Source organism: Lutibacter sp., assembly GCF_021647475.1.
GTDB lineage: Bacteria > Bacteroidota > Bacteroidia > Flavobacteriales > Flavobacteriaceae > Lutibacter.
Window position 1 is genome coordinate 26664 of the sequence record NZ_JAKIUR010000004.1, and the last position, 18055, is coordinate 44718.

At 29.7% G+C, this 18055-nt stretch carries 19 protein-coding genes; 13 read left to right on the forward strand and 6 right to left on the reverse strand.

Annotation, left to right across the window (positions count from 1 at the left end):
* Window positions 1–24 precede the first annotated feature (24 nt).
* On the forward strand, window positions 25–1818 hold the full coding sequence (locus L3J60_RS01660) for an acyl-CoA dehydrogenase family protein (RefSeq protein WP_291973708.1): 1794 nt from the start codon (window positions 25–27) through the stop codon (window positions 1816–1818).
* A gap of 136 nt (window positions 1819–1954) precedes the next feature.
* Window positions 1955–2371, forward strand: a complete 417-nt coding sequence (locus tag L3J60_RS01665) for a hypothetical protein (RefSeq protein ID WP_291973709.1) — start codon at window positions 1955–1957, stop codon at window positions 2369–2371.
* Here L3J60_RS01665 and L3J60_RS01670 read toward each other — a convergent pair.
* On the reverse strand, window positions 2361–3632 hold the full coding sequence (locus tag L3J60_RS01670; protein ID WP_291973712.1) for a DUF2851 family protein: 1272 nt from the start codon (window positions 3630–3632) through the stop codon (window positions 2361–2363). The two genes, L3J60_RS01665 and L3J60_RS01670, sit on opposite strands and share 11 nt — an antisense overlap.
* A gap of 115 nt (window positions 3633–3747) precedes the next feature.
* On the opposite strand from L3J60_RS01670, the gene L3J60_RS01675 reads away from it, so the two are divergent.
* The 9 genes from L3J60_RS01675 (at window position 3748) to L3J60_RS01715 (ending at window position 11457) form a co-directional block, all read left to right on the forward strand.
* A complete protein-coding gene (locus L3J60_RS01675; RefSeq protein WP_291973714.1) occupies window positions 3748–4380 on the forward strand; it encodes an NAD(P)H-dependent oxidoreductase in 633 nt (210 codons plus the stop codon).
* Window positions 4381–4401: 21 nt separating this feature from the next.
* On the forward strand, window positions 4402–5859 hold the full coding sequence (locus L3J60_RS01680) for an aminoacyl-histidine dipeptidase (protein ID WP_291973716.1): 1458 nt from the start codon (window positions 4402–4404) through the stop codon (window positions 5857–5859).
* 124 nt (window positions 5860–5983) lie between these two features.
* Window positions 5984–6748, forward strand: a complete 765-nt coding sequence (locus tag L3J60_RS01685) for a ParA family protein (protein ID WP_291973718.1) — start codon at window positions 5984–5986, stop codon at window positions 6746–6748.
* Window position 6749: 1 nt separating this feature from the next.
* Complete coding sequence (locus L3J60_RS01690; RefSeq protein WP_291973720.1) at window positions 6750–7649, forward strand: ParB/RepB/Spo0J family partition protein; 900 nt, start codon at window positions 6750–6752, stop codon at window positions 7647–7649.
* On the forward strand, window positions 7649–8227 hold the full coding sequence (locus L3J60_RS01695) for a DUF5683 domain-containing protein (protein ID WP_291973722.1): 579 nt from the start codon (window positions 7649–7651) through the stop codon (window positions 8225–8227). Before L3J60_RS01690 ends, L3J60_RS01695 begins: the two co-directional genes overlap by 1 nt.
* Before the next feature lie 2 nt (window positions 8228–8229).
* Complete coding sequence (gene dapB, locus L3J60_RS01700) at window positions 8230–8934, forward strand: 4-hydroxy-tetrahydrodipicolinate reductase (RefSeq protein WP_291973725.1); 705 nt, start codon at window positions 8230–8232, stop codon at window positions 8932–8934.
* A 17-nt stretch (window positions 8935–8951) separates the two neighbouring features.
* Complete coding sequence (gene lepB / locus L3J60_RS01705; protein WP_291973727.1) at window positions 8952–10490, forward strand: signal peptidase I; 1539 nt, start codon at window positions 8952–8954, stop codon at window positions 10488–10490.
* Between the two features lie 28 nt (window positions 10491–10518).
* Window positions 10519–11136 (forward strand): WbqC family protein, encoded by a 618-nt coding sequence (locus L3J60_RS01710; protein WP_291973728.1) that lies wholly within the window; start codon window positions 10519–10521, stop codon window positions 11134–11136.
* Between the two features lie 3 nt (window positions 11137–11139).
* Window positions 11140–11457: a DUF6122 family protein gene (locus L3J60_RS01715; protein ID WP_291973731.1), complete on the forward strand. Its 318-nt coding sequence runs from the start codon at window positions 11140–11142 to the stop codon at window positions 11455–11457.
* On the opposite strand, the gene L3J60_RS01720 is transcribed toward L3J60_RS01715, so the two are convergent.
* The 5 genes from L3J60_RS01720 to L3J60_RS01740 form a co-directional block, all read right to left on the reverse strand.
* A complete protein-coding gene (locus tag L3J60_RS01720) occupies window positions 11454–11621 on the reverse strand; it encodes a hypothetical protein (protein WP_291973732.1) in 168 nt (55 codons plus the stop codon). The genes L3J60_RS01715 and L3J60_RS01720 overlap by 4 nt on opposite strands.
* Window positions 11622–11681: 60 nt before the next feature.
* Complete coding sequence (gene ettA / locus L3J60_RS01725) at window positions 11682–13373, reverse strand: energy-dependent translational throttle protein EttA (protein WP_291973735.1); 1692 nt, start codon at window positions 13371–13373, stop codon at window positions 11682–11684.
* Window positions 13374–13447: 74 nt separating this feature from the next.
* Window positions 13448–13624: a CAL67264 family membrane protein gene (locus L3J60_RS01730; RefSeq protein WP_291973737.1), complete on the reverse strand. Its 177-nt coding sequence runs from the start codon at window positions 13622–13624 to the stop codon at window positions 13448–13450.
* A 175-nt stretch (window positions 13625–13799) separates the two neighbouring features.
* Window positions 13800–14237, reverse strand: a complete 438-nt coding sequence (locus L3J60_RS01735) for a MarR family transcriptional regulator (RefSeq protein WP_291973739.1) — start codon at window positions 14235–14237, stop codon at window positions 13800–13802.
* A gap of 1 nt (window position 14238) precedes the next feature.
* Window positions 14239–14769 carry an NAD(P)H-dependent oxidoreductase gene (locus L3J60_RS01740; protein ID WP_291973741.1) on the reverse strand — a complete coding sequence of 177 codons (531 nt, stop codon included), beginning with the start codon at window positions 14767–14769 and terminating at the stop codon, window positions 14239–14241.
* A gap of 132 nt (window positions 14770–14901) precedes the next feature.
* Between L3J60_RS01740 and L3J60_RS01745 the strand changes: the two genes are divergently transcribed.
* Both L3J60_RS01745 and L3J60_RS01750 read left to right on the forward strand, forming a co-directional pair.
* The gene (locus L3J60_RS01745; RefSeq protein WP_291973743.1) at window positions 14902–16530 is read left to right on the forward strand and encodes a carboxyl transferase domain-containing protein; all 1629 of its coding nucleotides are present in this window, start codon (window positions 14902–14904) and stop codon (window positions 16528–16530) included.
* 19 nt (window positions 16531–16549) lie between these two features.
* The gene (locus L3J60_RS01750; RefSeq protein ID WP_291973745.1) at window positions 16550–17971 is read left to right on the forward strand and encodes an MATE family efflux transporter; all 1422 of its coding nucleotides are present in this window, start codon (window positions 16550–16552) and stop codon (window positions 17969–17971) included.
* The last annotated feature ends 84 nt before the right edge of the window (window positions 17972–18055 follow it).

Consider the following 18055-nt stretch of genomic DNA (forward strand, 5'->3'; position numbering starts at 1 on the left):
TAACAATTTAAATAGTAATTTAAAATGGCAACAATAAAAGGAGGAGAATTCCTAATCAAAGAAATTAAATCTGAAGATATTTTTGTATCTGAAGAATTTAATGAAGAACAAAAAATGATGAAAGAGGCTGTTCAAGATTTTATAAATCGTGAAGTTTGGCCTTTGAAAGAGAGATTTGAAAGTAAAGATTACGCTTTAACTGAAGAAGTGATGCGTAAAGCTGGTGAAATGGGATTTTTAGGAGTTTCTATCCCTGAAGAATATGGTGGAATTGGAATGGGATTTGTTTCAACAATGCTAGTAACTGATTATATATCAGCTGCAACAGGATCTTTAGGAACTGCTTTTGGTGCACATACCGGAATTGGTACTATGCCAATTTTCTTATATGGAACTGAAGAGCAAAAACAAAAATATTTACCCGCCTTAACTTCTGGAGAAAAATTTGGTGCATATTGTTTAACCGAACCTAGTGCAGGTAGTGATGCAAATTCAGGTAAAACAACTGCAGAACTTACTGAAGATGGTAAACATTACAAAATTAACGGACAAAAAATGTGGATTTCAAATGCTGGTTTTGCTGAGATTTTTATTGTTTTTGGACGTATAGAAGATGATAAAAATATCACTGCATTTATTTTAGAGTTTGACAAAAACAATCCTAATGGCGTTACACTTGGTGAAGAAGAACACAAACTAGGAATTGTTTCATCTTCAACTCGTCAGGTATTTTTTAATGATACATTAATCCCTGTTGAAAACATGTTAGCCAAACGTGGTCAAGGATTTAAAATTGCATTAAACTCTCTAAATGTTGGTCGTATAAAATTAGGAGCGGCTTGTTTAGACGCAAGTAGAAGAATTATTACGGAATCTGTTAAATATGGAAACGAACGTAAACAATTTAAAACTGCCATTTCTAATTTTGGTGCTATCCAAAAAAAATATGCTGAAATGAGTGCAAAAACATTTGCCTTAGATGCTGGTTCTTACAGAGCTGCAAAAGACATTCAAAATATGATTGACTCCTTATTAGCCGATGGCAAATCGCACCAAGATGCAGAATTAACTGCTTTTAGTGAATATGCTATTGAGTGTGCTATCATTAAGGTTTATGGTTCAGAAGTTTCTCAATATGTATCTGATGAAGGTATCCAAATATTTGGCGGAATGGGATTCTCAAAAGATATGCCAATGGAAAGTGCTTGGAGAGATGCTCGTATTACCAGAATTTATGAAGGTACAAATGAAATTAATCGTTTATTAACCGTTGGAATGTTGCTAAAAAAAGCAATGAAAGGTAAAATTGATTTAATAACACCTGCTATGGAAGTTGGCAATAGTTTACTTGGAATTCCTTCTTTTGATACGCCCGATTTTTCTGAAACATTATCAGAAGAAAAAGCAATGATATCAAAATTGAAAAAAGCTTTTTTAATGATTTCAGGAAAAGCAGTACAAAAATATGGTGCAGACTTAGACAACCATCAGCAATTAATTTTAGCTGCTGCTGAAATAATGATTGAAATTTATATGGCTGAATCTACCATTTTAAAAGCTGAAAAAATTATCAATTTAACTTCTGAAAAAGAAGCTGAAAGTCAAATTGCAATGGCTAAATTAAATTTATACAACGCCGTTGAAAAAATAAATAGTTTTGGTAAAGAAGCTATTTTCTATTTTGCTGAAGGAGATGAGCAAAGAATGATGCTTATGGGATTGAAACGCTTTACTAAATATGTAAATAACCCTAACCCTATTGCACTTAGAAAAGTAATTGCAGAAAAAATTATAGCTGAAAATAGTTATTGTTTTTAATTAAATCTTAAATTTTTAAATAAAAAGTTGTCATTTAGTTATGATAGCTTTTTTATTTTAATTTATTTTGTATTTTTAAGGTAGTACAAACATTAACAAAGTTAACCTCAAAGTTTATAACTTTAATTCTATAAATATGTCAAAAAATGCAGGAGTTTGGATAGATACAAAAAGAGCAATTATTATTACTGTAATTGAAAATAAACCTACTACTAGTAAAACTATTGAATCAACCATTGAAACACGGGTACGAATTCAAGGTGAAACTAAAAAATTTGGAAGATTTGGAAACCAATACCTTACTTTAGAGAAAAAACGTAGAAATAGACGAGATGAACAAATTTCTACATTTTTTAAAAACATCTTAAAAGAACTAACTCTTTATGATAAATTTGTTGTTTTTGGACCTTCAAAAATGAAAAATCTACTAGAAAAAGAAATTTTTTTAAGCCCAAAATTACTGCCTAAATTTAAAGGTATTCATACTTCCGATAAACTTACTAAAAATCAAAAAGTGGCTTGGGTTTTAGATTATTTTAAAGCTAACGCTTAAGTATTTCTTTTCCAATTGCACATTGTAAACATAATTTATTATTACAATAATTATTTTTTAACTGCAATAAAGCTTGAGTTTGAAAGGCGTTTTCACTAGTAAATTTTAACGATTCAAAATTTGATATTATCTTGTTTTTTTCTGGTTTAATTTCACCTAATAAATTAAATAATTCATCAAACTCAATATTGCCTAAAGTTTTTAAATAAGTGAATTTTAAAGGAATAATAGTATTAATCAACAATAAATCTATAAAAGATTTGGTTAACTTTTTTACACTTTTTTTAGAGGTAGCCTCAAAAGTATAATGAGTTTCCCAAAATATTGAAGTTTGAACTAAAAATAATTTATAATAATCTTCCAAAACAGTTGCTTCCATAATTTTAGAAAACATATTTTGTTGTTTTGAAAATAACATAGCCAACTGAGATAAACGAATTGTAGGAAAATTTGCTGGGCGTAACCTAAAAAATTGCATTGAATTTTTTATAAGAGGTGATAATCTAAATTTATGAGATAAATACTGGTATTCCTTTTGTAAATTTCTAAAATAAGTAGCTTCTTTAATTCCCGTTAACAAACCTGCCTGTCCAAAAAAGAAAGCTTCCATTTCAAAAGGGTGCTCTCCTACTTTCCTAACTATTGAAAAATCAAATGAAGTCGCAAATTGTAAAAACGCATCACCATTAACTTTTAATCCAAAGTTTTTTGCCAACAAAATAAATAAAGTTGCTTCCCAATCTGAATTTGTGCTTTTTAAAATCTTATTAATAAAAATCGATTTTGCTTCTAATCGATCTAAATACAATCGTTCTATCCAATTTTTTTTAGTAAAATCATCAATATACTTTAATTCATTTTCACAATTAATCCATTTCTTATTAGAATTAAAAAGAACTCTATAATTTATAACCAATTTATTATCAATACTATTTTTCAACACTAAAGTTTCAATACTTTCATTAGTATTTCTAAAAACAGCTATGTCATGTTCCCAAACCACATGTAGAATTACCGCATCATAATTGCTGTCTTTTTGGTGATGATGAGCATACCAATCTGACGATAAAACATGAATTTCTACATTTCCTGACCAAAGTTGATTATCTAAAACAATTTTAGCATTTAAAAAATCTGGTCCCGAATTATAATTATGCGTTCCTGTAGAAATAATTTCTATTTTTTTTCCGCTAGCAGTTATCAAGTTATTCGTTGAAAATAATTTTAGTTTCCAAATAAAGTGCAATAAATTTTCTTTCATAGCTATAAATACTTCGGTAAGGTAAAAATTAACTTTTAGTTATAAAAATTGAAAGCTTTTTTTAACTATTTTTAACCAAAATTAACTTAATTTTGTAGTTAATAATATACCATATATGAACATTATTGATTGCTTAAATTGGCGTTATGCCACCAAAAAATTTGATAGCTCAAAAAAACTTTCTACACAACAACTAGATACTTTAAAACAAGCGTTTAATTTAACGGCTACTTCTTTTGGCTTGCAACCTATTAAATTAATAATTGTTAGCAACCAAGAATTAAAAGAAAAGATGATCCCCCTATGTTATTACCAAGAACAGATTGCACAAGCATCCCATGTTTTAGCAATTTGTATTGAAAAAAATACTTCAGAAGATGATATAAATGCCTATTTTGATTTAGAAAAACAAATTAGAGGTACTAAAGAAGAAGTAATTTCAAAGTTTAGAAGTCAGCTAATTGATATGTACAAAAACAAATCTCTTGAAGAAATTGAACAATCAGCAATTTATCAAACGTATATTGTACTTGGTAATTTAATGACGGTTTGTGCTATTGAAAAAATTGATGCATGCCCAATGGAAGGATTTATTCCTAAAAAGATTGATGAACTTTTAAATTTATCAGAAAAAAATCTGAAATCAGTTTTATTATTACCCGTTGGCTTTAGAGCAAATGATGATATTATGAACGGACTTAAAAAAGTACGAAAACCATTAAACAAAACTATTATAGAAATAAGTTAATATACTTAAACAAACATAATTATGAGTGAAGAAGTAAGAGCCTTAGAACCAAAAACATTATGGAATAATTTTTCCGATTTAAATGCGGTTCCAAGAGGTTCAAAAAAAGAAGAAAGAGTTCGACAATTTATGGTCGATTTTGGCAATAAGTTAAATTTAGAAACTATTGTTGATCCAATAGGAAATGTTATTATAAAAAAGCCTGCTTCCAAAGGAATGGAAAACCGTAAACCTGTGGTGTTACAAGGACACTTAGATATGGTTCACCAAAAAAATTCAGATTCAGATTTTAATTTTGATACTGATGGTATTAAAATGAAAGTTGATGGCGATTGGGTACGTGCTGAAGGAACTACCTTAGGAGCGGATAATGGTTTAGGAGTTGCTGCTATTATGAGTGTTTTGGAATCTAAAGAAGTTCTACATCCTGCTCTTGAAGCACTATTTACCATAGATGAAGAAACTGGTATGACAGGTGCTATGGGATTAGAAGCTGGCTATTTAAATGGTGAAATTTTATTAAACCTAGATACCGAAGAAGATGACGAAATTGATATAGGTTGTGCTGGTGGCATTGATATTACTGTTGAAAGTGATTATCATAAAGTAAGTGCTCCTGTAAATAGCATTGGTTATTCTATTTCTGTAACAGGTTTAAATGGTGGACATTCTGGTATGGATATTCATAAAGGATTAGGTAATGCTAATAAAATTATGAATCGTGTTTTATATGGTATTCAAGATATGATGCGTATATCAGAAATAAACGGCGGTAGTTTACGTAATGCAATTCCAAGAGAAAGTTTTGCGAAATTAGCTGTTTATCACGCTTCAAAATCTAGCTTTTTAAAAACTATAAAAAAAGTTACTAAAGAAATAAAAAAGGAATTAAAAACAGTTGACCCAAATTTAACCATTGAAGTTACCGAAATTGAAACACCTAAAAGAGTAATGACTTTAATCAGTCAAAATACATTAATTGCTGCAATTTATGCTGCTCACAATGGCGTTTATAGAATGAGTAATGATATGGAAGATTTAGTTGAAACTTCAAACAACGTGGCTCGTGTTACTGTAAAAGATGGTAATATTACTATTTTATGCTTAACAAGATCTTCAGTAGAAACTTCAAAATTTGATTTAGCAAATGCGTTAAAATCTACGTTTGAGTTAGCAGGCTATAAAGTTTCTTTAGCAGGTTCATATCCTGGATGGAAACCAAATGTTAATTCACCTATTTTAGAAATTTTATCTAAAACCTATGAAAAATTATTTAATAGCAAACCAAGTGTGGTTGCTTGCCATGCTGGTTTAGAATGTGGAATTTTAGGTACAAATTACCCTGAAATGGATATGATTTCTTTTGGTCCAACCATACAAGGTGCTCACTCACCTGACGAAAAAGCCAACATAAAATCTTCACAAAAATTTTGGAAATTTTTATTAACAATTTTAGAAAATATTCCTTTCAAAAATTAACACAAAGTCAAAGAGGTTGAGCTTTCAACCTCTTTTTTATTTTTAAGGGTATGTTAACATTATTATCTTTTAAAAACGGCAAATAATTGTATTTTTACATCTTAAAAATAATTCAGTTTATTTAATGGGAAAAATAATTGCAATTGCCAATCAAAAAGGTGGTGTAGGTAAAACCACAACTACAGTAAATTTAGCTGCTGCTTTAGGCGTTTTAGAAAAAAAAGTGCTATTAATTGATGCCGATCCTCAAGCCAATGCTTCATCAGCTCTTGGTATTAATGTTGAAGAAGTTGAATTAGGAAGCTATCAATTATTAGAGCATGCTATTTCAGCATCGGAAGCTATTACATCAACAAGTTCCCCAAATGTTTCTATTATTCCTGCACATATCGATTTAGTAGCTATTGAAATTGAATTGGTTGACAAAAATAATAGAGAATATATGTTAAGGGAATCGTTACAAGAAATTAAAAACGATTATGATTATATTTTAATTGATTGTGCACCTTCTCTAGGTTTAATAACATTAAATGCCTTGGTAGCTGCCGACTCTGTAATTATTCCCATACAATGTGAATATTTTGCTTTAGAAGGATTAGGGAAATTGCTAAATACCATAAAAAGCATTCAAAACATTCATAACGCAGAATTAGATATTGAAGGATTATTATTAACCATGTACGATTCTCGTTTACGATTATCAAATCAGGTAGTAGAGGAAGTAAAAAAACATTTTCAAAATATGGTATTTAAAACCATTATTCAACGGAATGTTAGATTAAGTGAAGCCCCAAGTTACGGTGAAAGTATTATTGCCTATGATGCTACAAGTAAAGGTGCCGTAAATTATATTAACTTAGCCAACGAAATATTAAAAAATAATAAATAATATGGCAAAAGCAACTAAAAAACAAGCATTAGGAAGAGGATTATCTGCTTTATTAAACGATTCTTCCACTGCTATAAATTCTGCAAGTGATAAAAATGCCGATAAAGTTGTTGGAAATATTATTGAAATTGATTTAGATAATATTGAAGTAAATCCTTATCAACCAAGAACTCATTTTAATGAAGAAACCTTAAGAGAATTAGCAAGTTCCATTAAAGAATTAGGAGTCATTCAACCTATTACTTTACGGAAAACTAAAAATAACACCTTTCAATTAGTTTCAGGTGAACGCCGTTTAAGAGCTTCTAAGTTAATAGGTAACACAACCATCCCAGCTTATATTAGACTGGCAAATGACCAAGAAATGCTAGAAATGGCGTTGGTTGAAAATATACAACGAAAAGATTTAGACCCTATTGAAGTTGCTTTAACCTACCAACGTTTAATTGAAGAAATTGATTTAACTCAAGAAGAAATGAGTAAACGTGTTGGTAAAAAGCGTTCAACCATTAGCAATTATTTACGTTTACTAAAATTAGATCCAATTATTCAAACCGGTATGCGTGACGGATTTTTATCTATGGGACACGGGAGAGCACTTATAAATATTGAAAATATTGGAGAACAATTAACCATTTATGAAAAAATAATTCAACAAAAATTATCTGTTCGTCAAACCGAAGAATTAGTAAAAAGTTTAAAAGAAGGAAACCAACCTCAGCAAAAAACGGTAAATACAAAACCCGAAATTCCAAAATTTGTTTCCAAAGGGTTAAAAACCATAAGTGATTATTTTGGACATAAAATTGATGTAAAATTAGCTGGAAAAAACAAAGGGAAAATTATTATCCCCTTTCATTCCGAAGAAGATTTTAATCGAATAAAAAAACTATTACAATAGTGCAAAATAAGTTCTTTCATATCTTTTTAATTTTAGGTTTGCTTTGCGTATTTCAAAGTTATTCTCAAAAAAAAGGCAACCTTATAATAAAAGATACTATTGTAGATAATAATTATAAATATAATCCTTTATCACCTGCGAAAGCAGCTTTTTATTCTGCTATATTACCTGGGCTAGGTCAGGCTTACAACAAAAAGTATTGGAAAATTCCTTTTGTATATGCAGCCTTGGGTTCAGGTATCTATTTTTACAGTGCAAATAACACTAATTATAACAGAGTTAGAGAAGCTTACAAACTTCGAATTTCAGATAAACCAGATGAATTTGATGGTACAAATGGCAATCCTTTTTTATCTAAAGACGCATTAATATCAGCACAAAAATCATATAAAAAAGATAGAGATTTATCACTTTTAGTAACGGTTGGTTTATATGTTTTACAAATAGTTGAAGCCAGTACAAATGCACATTTATTGCAGTATAATGTAGATAATAAGTTAACTGTACACCCAAAATTAATAAAGCATTTCAATTCAAATAAAGCTATTGTTGGAGCTCAAATAAATTTTAACTTTTAACTATGAAAATTGCATTACTTGGATACGGAAAAATGGGCAAAATCATTGAAAAAATCGCCTTAGAACGAGGTCATGAAATTATATTAAAAGTGGATAAAGATGATTTAAATTACGAGCTTTCTAATACAGATATTGCTATTGATTTTAGCGTTCCAACCGCAGCTTTTAATAATATTAAAAATTGTATAGAGAATAATGTTCCCGTTATAAGTGGCACCACAGGTTGGTTAAAAGAATATAATGAAATTGTTGATTTCTGTAAACAAAAAAACGGAGCTTTTATTTATGCTAGTAATTTTAGCTTAGGAGTAAATATCTTCTTTGAATTAAATAAAAATTTAGCCAAAATGATGCAGAATTTAAATCAATACAACGTTGTTTTAGAAGAAATTCATCACACAAAAAAATTAGATGCTCCAAGTGGAACTGCAATTACTTTGGCTGAAGATATTATAAAAAACTCCGCTAAACAAAGTTGGATATTAAATGTAACAACCAATTCAAATGAAATACCAATAGTAGCAAAACGAATTCCAGATGTTCCGGGTACTCATATAGTTTCTTATCAATCAGAAGTTGATACTATAGAAATAAAACATACGGCACATAGCCGAGAAGGTTTTGCTTTAGGAGCTGTTGTAGCGGCTGAATGGCTTGTAAATAAAAAAGGAGTTTATACAATGAAAGACGTTTTAAACTTAAAATAATATTTAAATTACCAATTATGACAATGACTCAATGGTTTATATTTTTCTTACTGATTCAAGTAATACACTTTTTAGGAACTTGGAAATTATATAAAAAAGCAGGCAGGAAATCGTGGGAAGCAATTATACCAATTTATAATGCTGTAGTTTTAATGCGTATTATAAACCGACCAGTTTGGTGGATATTTTTACTATTTATTCCTATCATAAATTTATTGATGTTTCCTGTAGTTTGGGTAGAAACCAGTAGAAGTTTTGGTAAAAATAAAAGTATTGATACCATTTTGGCTATAGTTTTACTTGGTTTTTATAATTTCTATTTGAATTATTTTGCAAAAGTTTCTTACGTTGAAAATAGAAGTTTAAAAACAAGAACTGAATGGGGAGAATGGGTAAGTTCTATTATTTTTGCTATTGTGGCTGCAACTTTAGTACACACTTATTTTATGCAACCTTATACTATTCCTACTTCCTCATTGGAAAAAACATTATTAGTAGGCGACTTTTTATTTGTAAGTAAATTTCATTATGGTGCACGAACACCTATGACCGTTGTTGCTGCACCAATGGTACATGATACGTTGCCTTTGATAAAATTAAGATCTTATTTAAAAAAACCTCAACTCCCTTATTTTAGATTACCAGGATTTGAGGATATTAAACGAAATGAAATTGTAGTATTTAATTGGCCAGCAGATACTGTTCGTTTTTTTAGAGATCATTCTAAAATTCATGTGGATAAACCTATTGATAAAAAATCGAATTATGTAAAACGATGTGTTGGTATTCCTGGTGATACCTTAGAAATTAAAAACGGCTATATTTTTATAAACGGTAAACAAACGGTATTACCTGATAGAGCCAAACCACAATATATTAATAAAGTGGTTACCGATGGACAACAACTTAGTACTGCTACTTTAAAAAGATACAATGTTACTGAAGGTCGTAATTTTGGTAGCTATTATACACTTAATTTAACTGATAAAAATGCGAAAAGGTTAGCAAATAATCCTTTAATTAAAAGTGTAACAAAACAAATTACACCAAAAGGAACTTACGATAAATCTATTTTCCCTCACAGCCCATTATATCCTTGGTCTGTTGATAACTACGGACCAATTTATATTCCTGAGGCTGGAAAAACAGTTGCACTAAATTTAAAAACGCTACCTTTTTACAAACGAATTATTAAAGTTTATGAACACAATAATTTAACGGTCAATGGAAATAAAATTTATATTAACGGAAAGCTAGCAAATACCTACACCTTTAAACAAAATTATTACTGGATGATGGGTGATAATCGTGATAATTCAGAAGATGCTCGTTATTGGGGTTATGTTCCGTATGATCATGTCGTTGGTAAACCTGTGTTTATTTGGTTTAGTTGGGATACTAACGGTAAAGGTTTAGCTAATAAAATTAGATGGAAACGTGTTTTTACAACCGTTAATGGTAGTGGAGAACCTGTTTCTTATCTTTATCCATTTTTGGGAGTTTTGGCTCTTTGGTTTGGAATTAGTTATTATAGAAAACGCAAAAAATCAGCATAATGTTTGTCATTTTTTAATATTATTTGAAATGACCTTACTTCAACCAACCTATTTTTCAACTATTGCACAATATGTAGCTATTGCTAAATCGAATAAAATAATTTTTGAAGTAGAAGATAATTGGCAAAAACAAACCTATAGAAATCGTTGCTATATTAATACTGCAAACGGAAAACAATTATTGAATGTTCCTATTCAGCATCAAAAAGGAATTAAGCAAAAAACAAAGGATATTAAAATAGATTATAAAGATAATTGGCAAAAACAACACTTAAAAACCTTAAAAACAGCTTATAGTTCTTCTCCTTTTTTTGAGTTTTATATAGATGATTTGCTTCCTTTATTTGAGAAAAAAGTTTCATTTTTACTAGATTTGAATTTTAAATGTCACGAATTTATTATGGAAGCTTTGCAACTTGAAATTCCTTATAAAAAGACTAAAAAATTCAGCAAGGAAACAACCTCTATTTTAGACGTAAGGAATTTAGCTATAGATAAAAGCCATACTTTCTATAACTTAGAACGTTATATTCAAGTGTTTGAACAAAAAAATGGTTTTATTTCAAATTTAAGTATCTTAGATTTGTTATTTATGGAAGGTCCAAATACCTTAAATTATTTAGAAAAACAAAACTTAATATTATAATTTTTGGAATATATTAGATTTATAACGCATTACGGAATGCATTTTTTAGTTCCAGGAATTATTGCCTATGTATTTTATAAATCGCAATGGAAAAAAGTTTGGCTTATATTTATACTAACCATGTTTGTTGATGTAGATCATTTATTTGCCATACCCATTTTTAATCCAAATCGTTGTAGTATTAATTTTCATCCATTACATACTTATTATGCAATATTGGTGTATTTTTTATTATTAATTCCTAAAAAAACAAGAATTATTGCCATAGCATTATTGTTTCACATGTTTACCGATGCAATAGACTGCTTATGGATTTCTTAACTTTTAAAACTATTAAAAACCCAAGCAATAATAAAAAATCCTACGCCTGTAATAATTGGAGGTAATATAACTTTTGGAGCGTAGAAACCTCCAATATAAATCATAGCAACACCCAAAATTATTAGTAACACTGCTGAAATAGCAAATACTTTATTTTTATCCATCGTTAAAAAATTTAAAATGATATTTTTCTAAAATTAGGTTAACTACTCGAAATAAAAAAGTTAACGAATTAGTTTTTTATATTTAATCCTCTTCGGAATTAAATCACCTCCCAAACGTTTCTTTTTATTTTCTTCATATTCAGAAAAAGAACCTTCAAAGAAATAGACTTCTGAATTTCCTTCAAAAGCTAAAATATGTGTACAAATCCGATCTAAAAACCATCTATCGTGGCTTATAACTACCGCACAACCCGCAAAGTTTTCTAATCCTTCTTCTAACGCTCGTAACGTATTAATATCTAAATCATTAGTTGGTTCATCTAATAATAAAATATTTCCTTCTTCACGCAAAGTCATTGCTAAATGTAATCTATTTCGCTCTCCACCAGATAAAGCACTTACTTTTTTATTTTGCTCACTTCCTGAGAAATTAAAACGACTTAAATACGCTCTCGAATTAACTTGTTTACCACCCATTAAAATCAGTTCTTGCTCATCAGAAAAATTTTGCCAAATAGATTTTTCAGGATCAATATTAGAGTGACGTTGATCTACATAGGCAATTTTAGCGGTGTCTCCTACTTTAAATTCTCCCTTATCGGAGGTTTCTTCACCCATTATCATTTTAAAAATAGTAGTTTTTCCAGCACCATTTGGACCAATAACTCCAACTATACCAGCTTGAGGTAATTTAAATTCTAAATTTTCATATAATAATTTATCTCCAAAGGCCTTAGAAACGCCTTTAGCTTCAATCACATTAGTTCCTAATCGAGGTCCATTTGGAATATAAATTTCCAGCTTTTCATCTAATTTATTTTGATCTTGGCTCATTAATTTATCATAATTTGCCAAACGTGCTTTAGATTTTGCATGCCTTCCTTTTGGTGCCATTTTAACCCATTCCAATTCTCGTTCTAACGTTTTTTGACGTTTAGATGCTTGTTTGGATTCTTTAGCCATTCTTTCCGATTTTTGAGCTAACCAAGAGGAATAATTTCCTTTCCAAGGAATACCCTCACCTCTATCCAACTCTAAAATCCAACCTGCAACATTATCTAAAAAATACCTATCGTGCGTTACGGCAATTACCGTTCCTTTATATTGTTGTAAATGATGTTCCAACCAATGTACAGATTCGGCATCTAAATGGTTGGTGGGTTCATCTAATAATAAAACATCAGGTTCTTGTAGTAATAATCTACACAAAGCAACTCTTCTACGTTCACCTCCTGACAAGTTTTTAATAGGTGTATCGCCAGCCGGAGTTCGTAAAGCATCCATGGCTATTTCTAATTTAGTGTCTAATTCCCAAGCATTGGAAGCATCAATTTTATCTTGTAATTCTGCCTGACGAGCCATTAACTTATCCATTTTATCTGCATCAGAATATACTTCTTCCAATCCAAACTGATCATTAATTTTGTGGTACTCTTCTAAAACGTTAACAATTTCTGAAACGCCTTCTTTTACAATATCTAAAACTGTTTTGTCATCGTCTAATTGTGGTTCTTGCGATAAATAACCAACTGAATATCCGGGAGAAAAAACCACATCACCTTGATAATTTTTTTCTAAACCAGCAATTATTTTTAGCAAGGTAGATTTACCAGAACCGTTAAGCCCCAAAATACCTATTTTAGCTCCGTAGAAAAAGCTTAAATAAATATTTTTTAAAACTTGTTTATTTGCACTTTGATAAGTTTTACTTACCCCAGACATTGAAAAAATTACTTTATTATCGTCAGCCATTGTAAACTTTTAATAGTTATAAAAAGAAAAGAGTTAAAATTTGTAGATGCAAAAAATGTAGTATTTAATATAACTTAAACCCTTCCTTTTAAAGCATTAAATACCCAAGCAACAGCGAAAAATCCAACTCCAACAGCAGCAAATCCCCATCCGGCAACATCATCATATCTAAAAGCGCCTAATGCAATTAATCCTAATCCTACAAAAATCATAATTAATGTTGCGTATCCTAAAACTGTATTTTTATTCATTTAACTAGTTATTTGATTGTTTTAATTTTAAACAGGATACAAATATCGTAATTTTTTACGGGAGTACATAAGAAAACACACTTTTAGAAGTGTGTTTATTGCTAATTTTATTTTAATTTTTTGTTAAAATTTTGTAAGAACTTCAATAAAAATAATTCAGAATTTGTTTAACCACTTATCTTATTTTATCTAGAATTTCATTTAAAATTTTTGCTTCTTTTTCAGTTATAGCATCCATTTGATTATCAAACTCTTTAATGTTAATTTGATTCAATAATTCCAATCCTTTTTCAGTAATTTTAACATAAACTATTCTTCTATCTTTTTCACAACGAGCTCTTTCAATCAATTTTTTATCACATAATTTATCCATTAATCGCGTTGTATTTGGCGATTTTTGAATCATTCTGTCTTTAACTGTATTTACCGTAATTTTCTCATCTGCACCTCTTAAAATTCGTAAAATATTGTATTGCTGTACTGAAATTTGAAAAGGTTTTAATAAATTATTTCCAATAGTATCCAGCCAATTAGCCGTATATTTAATATTAATTAACGCTTTAACTCGCTCATTAGGAAACTTAGAATTAATATCTTTAGAAATATTCCCCATTTTATAACGCTTTTTCTAAATCACTTACCAAATTCAAAAGTTTAGATTTTAATTGAGAATTAACTATTTTACCATTGATAAAATTATCATTAAAAGATGGAAATGCTAAGCTACCAACAATATTTCCTCCCATATATGGAAATCTACCTAAAGCAGCATCTAGCACTGTTTGTCCGCCTCGTTCACCAGGTGAAGTACTTAATAAAAGCATTGGTTTATTTCTCCAAACCTTACCATTTATTCTAGAAAGCCAATCAAAAGCATTTTTAAAAGCTGCGGAATAAGTTCCGTTATGCTCCGCTAAGGAAATTACAAATCCATCTGCTTTTTCAAAAATATTATTTAATTCTTTTGCAGCTTCAGCTATTCCAAATTCACTTTCAATATCTACTGAAAATAAAGGTAAATTAAAATCATTTAAATCAATTTTAATAAGTTCGACTCCTTTTATTAAGCTTCCTGTGTACTCCGCCAATGTTTTGTTGATTGAAGTTTTACTATTGCTACCTCCAAGTGTTATAATTTTTTTCATTTTTTTAGTTTAAATTAGATTACAAATATACAAAAATTATTCAATAATTACCTAGGTATTTATTTCCACGATATTTATTAAAGAAAATTCATATTCATTTTGTACTTTAGCATCACTAAATACATTATTTATATGAATTTAAACTTCAATAAAAACGAAGATTTTAATAAACTACAATCCACCGAATTAAAGAAAAAACTTTTAAAAGTTTATAAAGGTGGCGGAAAAGATAAAATAGAAAAACATAAAGCCAAGGGAAAATTAACTGCACGTGAACGAATAAATTATTTATTTGACAAAAACAGTAATTCCATAGAAATTGGAGCTTTAGCTGGAGACCAAATGTATCAAGAACACGGTGGATGCCCTTCTGGTGGTGTAATTGTTAAAATTGGGTATATTCAAAACAAACAATGTATAGTAGTGGCAAACGATGCTACGGTAAAAGCTGGAGCCTGGTTTCCTATTACTGGAAAAAAGAATTTAAGAGCTCAAGAAATTGCCATTGAAAATAAAATTCCTATCATTTATTTAGTAGATAGTGCAGGTGTTTATTTGCCAATGCAAGATGAAATTTTTCCTGATAAAGAACATTTTGGACGAATTTTTAGAAATAATGCTATTATGAGTAGTATGGGAATTACTCAAATTTCAGCAGTTATGGGAAGTTGTGTAGCAGGCGGAGCTTATTTACCAATTATGAGTGATGAAGCTTTGATTGTTGACAAAACAGGAAGTATTTTTTTAGCAGGAAGCTATTTGGTAAAGGCTGCTATAGGAGAAAATATTGATAATGAAACCTTAGGTGGAGCAACAACTCATTGTGAAATTAGTGGAGTTACTGATTATAAATCTAAAGATGATTATGATGCTTTAGATAAAATTAAAAATATAGTTAATAAAATTGGTGATTATAATAAAGCTGGTTTTAATAGAATTCAAGCTAAAAAGCCTACTGAAAAAGAAGATGATATCTTTGGAATTTTACCAATTTCTAGAACCGATCAATATGATATGCACGAAATTATTAAGCGTATTGTAGATAATTCAGAATTAGAAGAATATAAAAAAGAGTATGGTAAAACTATTATTTGTGGCTATGCCAGAATTGATGGGTGGGCTGTTGGAATTGTAGCTAACCAACGAAAAGTAGTTAAAAATGCAAATAAAGAAATGCAATTTGGTGGCGTTATTTATTCAGATTCTGCAGATAAAGCTACTCGATTTATAGCTAATTGTAATCAGAAAAAAATTCCGTTAGTATTTTTACAAGATGTTACCGGATTTATGGTTGGAAGCAAAAGTGAACACGGTGGTATTATTAAAGATGGTGCAAAAATGGTAAATGCAGTTAGCAATTCGGTAGTGCCAAAATTTACGGTTATTATAGGAAACTCTTATGGTGCAGGAAATTATGCAATGTGTGGTAAAGCCTATGACCCAAGGTTAATTGTGGCTTGGCCTTCTGCCAGACTTGCTGTTATGGGCGGTGAACAGGCAGCGAAAGTTTTATTACAAATTGAAACAGCTTCCTTAAAAAAACAAGGAGTTAAAATCTCAGCAAAAAAAGAAAAAGAAATTTTAGATTCAATTAAACAACGATATGATACACAAACTTCTCCATATTATGCTGCAGCACGTTTATGGACCGATGCAGTTATAAATCCGTTAAATACCAGAAAATGGATTAGTATGGGAATTGAAGCTGCCAACCACGCTCCTATTGAAAAACAATTTAACTTAGGAATAATTCAAGTTTAAAAATTTATTTTTAACTCCTGTGAAAAATAAAATTAATTTAACTGAAGGATCCATCTTAAAATCGATAATTGCATTATCTGTTCCTATAGTTTTTGCTAATTTTTTACAAACTGCTTATCAATTAACAGATACCTTTTGGGTTGGAAGACTGGGAACTAGTGCTATTGCAGCGGTTTCAATTAGTTTTCCAATCATTTTTTTTATGGTTTCATTAGGAGGAGGTTTAGCTATGGCAGGAACTATTCTTGTTTCTCAATATAAGGGAAAAGGAGATCAAAAGGCTATTAATCACATTACTTCCCAAACATTATTATTGGTTATTCTTATTTCTATTATTCTAGCAGCTATTGGATATTTTTCATCTTCGCATATTATCCGTTTAATGGGTACAGAAAAAGATGTTTTTTTAAGTGCCGTATCATATATGAAGATTTCATTTTTAGGAATGGTATTTATGTTTACCTATATGGTTTTCCAATCACTGATGAGAGGTGTTGGTAATGTTAAAACACCTGCATTAATTGTTTTGGGGACTGTTTTACTAAATCTTTTTCTTGACCCTTTATTTATTTTTGGCTACCGTTTTATTCCAGCTTATGGAGTTACTGGAGCAGCTATTGCTACAATTTCTACACAAGGAATTTCTGCTATTATTGGTATATTTATTCTACTAAAAGGAAAACGACAAATAAAACTTTATCCAAATGATTTAAAACCTGACTTTCCTTTATTAAAAAAAATGTTTAAACTAGGTTTTCCTACTTCAATAGAACAATCTACAAGAGCATTAGGTATAACAGGAATGACTTTTTTGGTTGCTCAATTTGGAACACTTACCATTGCTGCTTTTGGTATTGGCAGCCGAATATTAAGTTTTATTATAATTCCCGCCATTGGATTATCAATGGCCACCTCTACATTAGTTGGTCAAAATTTGGGTGCAGGCAAAACAATTAGGGCTGAAAAAATTGTAAAACTAAGTTCTTTAGCTGGCTTTATTTTTTTAACCATTATTGGAATTATCACCTTTATATTTGCAAAAGAAATTGCTACAATATTTATTCCAGGAGAACTAGAAACAATTAAATCTAGTACTTTATTCATTAAAATAATGTCCTTAACTTTTGGGTTTATTGGAATACAAATGGCTTTAAACGGAGCTTTTAGAGGCTCTGGAAACACTATGATTTCAATGGTATTATCAATTATTTCATTATGGATTTTAAGAATTCCACTGGCTTATATTCTTTCAAAATACACCGATTTTAAAACTGTTGGCTTATGGTTAGCTTTTCCTATTTCAAATATAATTGCAGCAATTATAACTATAATTTGGTTTGCCAAAGGAACTTGGAAAAAGAAAAAAATTACAGAAGAAATAAAACTTAAAAGAGATACAACTAAAGAAACCATTATTGAAGAAGGATTAAACTCATTATAATATTAAATATTATTTTATCTGATTGTCCGTAATCTTACATAACGTTCGTCACCCTGAACCTGCCAGTAGCAGGGGGACTTGTTT

Coding starts and splice junctions, on each gene's coding strand:
- L3J60_RS01745 (WP_291973743.1), top strand. CDS start 14,902: ATGAATTTAAACTTCAATAAAAACGAAGATTTTAATAAACTACAATCC.
- L3J60_RS01735 (WP_291973739.1), bottom strand. CDS start 14,237: ATGGGGAATATTTCTAAAGATATTAATTCTAAGTTTCCTAATGAGCGA.
- lepB (WP_291973727.1), top strand. CDS start 8,952: ATGACAATGACTCAATGGTTTATATTTTTCTTACTGATTCAAGTAATA.
- L3J60_RS01710 (WP_291973728.1), top strand. CDS start 10,519: ATGACCTTACTTCAACCAACCTATTTTTCAACTATTGCACAATATGTA.
- ettA (WP_291973735.1), bottom strand. CDS start 13,373: ATGGCTGACGATAATAAAGTAATTTTTTCAATGTCTGGGGTAAGTAAA.
- L3J60_RS01690 (WP_291973720.1), top strand. CDS start 6,750: ATGGCAAAAGCAACTAAAAAACAAGCATTAGGAAGAGGATTATCTGCT.
- L3J60_RS01675 (WP_291973714.1), top strand. CDS start 3,748: ATGAACATTATTGATTGCTTAAATTGGCGTTATGCCACCAAAAAATTT.
- L3J60_RS01680 (WP_291973716.1), top strand. CDS start 4,402: ATGAGTGAAGAAGTAAGAGCCTTAGAACCAAAAACATTATGGAATAAT.
- L3J60_RS01670 (WP_291973712.1), bottom strand. CDS start 3,632: ATGAAAGAAAATTTATTGCACTTTATTTGGAAACTAAAATTATTTTCA.
- L3J60_RS01740 (WP_291973741.1), bottom strand. CDS start 14,769: ATGAAAAAAATTATAACACTTGGAGGTAGCAATAGTAAAACTTCAATC.
- L3J60_RS01730 (WP_291973737.1), bottom strand. CDS start 13,624: ATGAATAAAAATACAGTTTTAGGATACGCAACATTAATTATGATTTTT.
- L3J60_RS01660 (WP_291973708.1), top strand. CDS start 25: ATGGCAACAATAAAAGGAGGAGAATTCCTAATCAAAGAAATTAAATCT.
- L3J60_RS01665 (WP_291973709.1), top strand. CDS start 1,955: ATGTCAAAAAATGCAGGAGTTTGGATAGATACAAAAAGAGCAATTATT.
- L3J60_RS01720 (WP_291973732.1), bottom strand. CDS start 11,621: ATGGATAAAAATAAAGTATTTGCTATTTCAGCAGTGTTACTAATAATT.
- L3J60_RS01685 (WP_291973718.1), top strand. CDS start 5,984: ATGGGAAAAATAATTGCAATTGCCAATCAAAAAGGTGGTGTAGGTAAA.
- dapB (WP_291973725.1), top strand. CDS start 8,230: ATGAAAATTGCATTACTTGGATACGGAAAAATGGGCAAAATCATTGAA.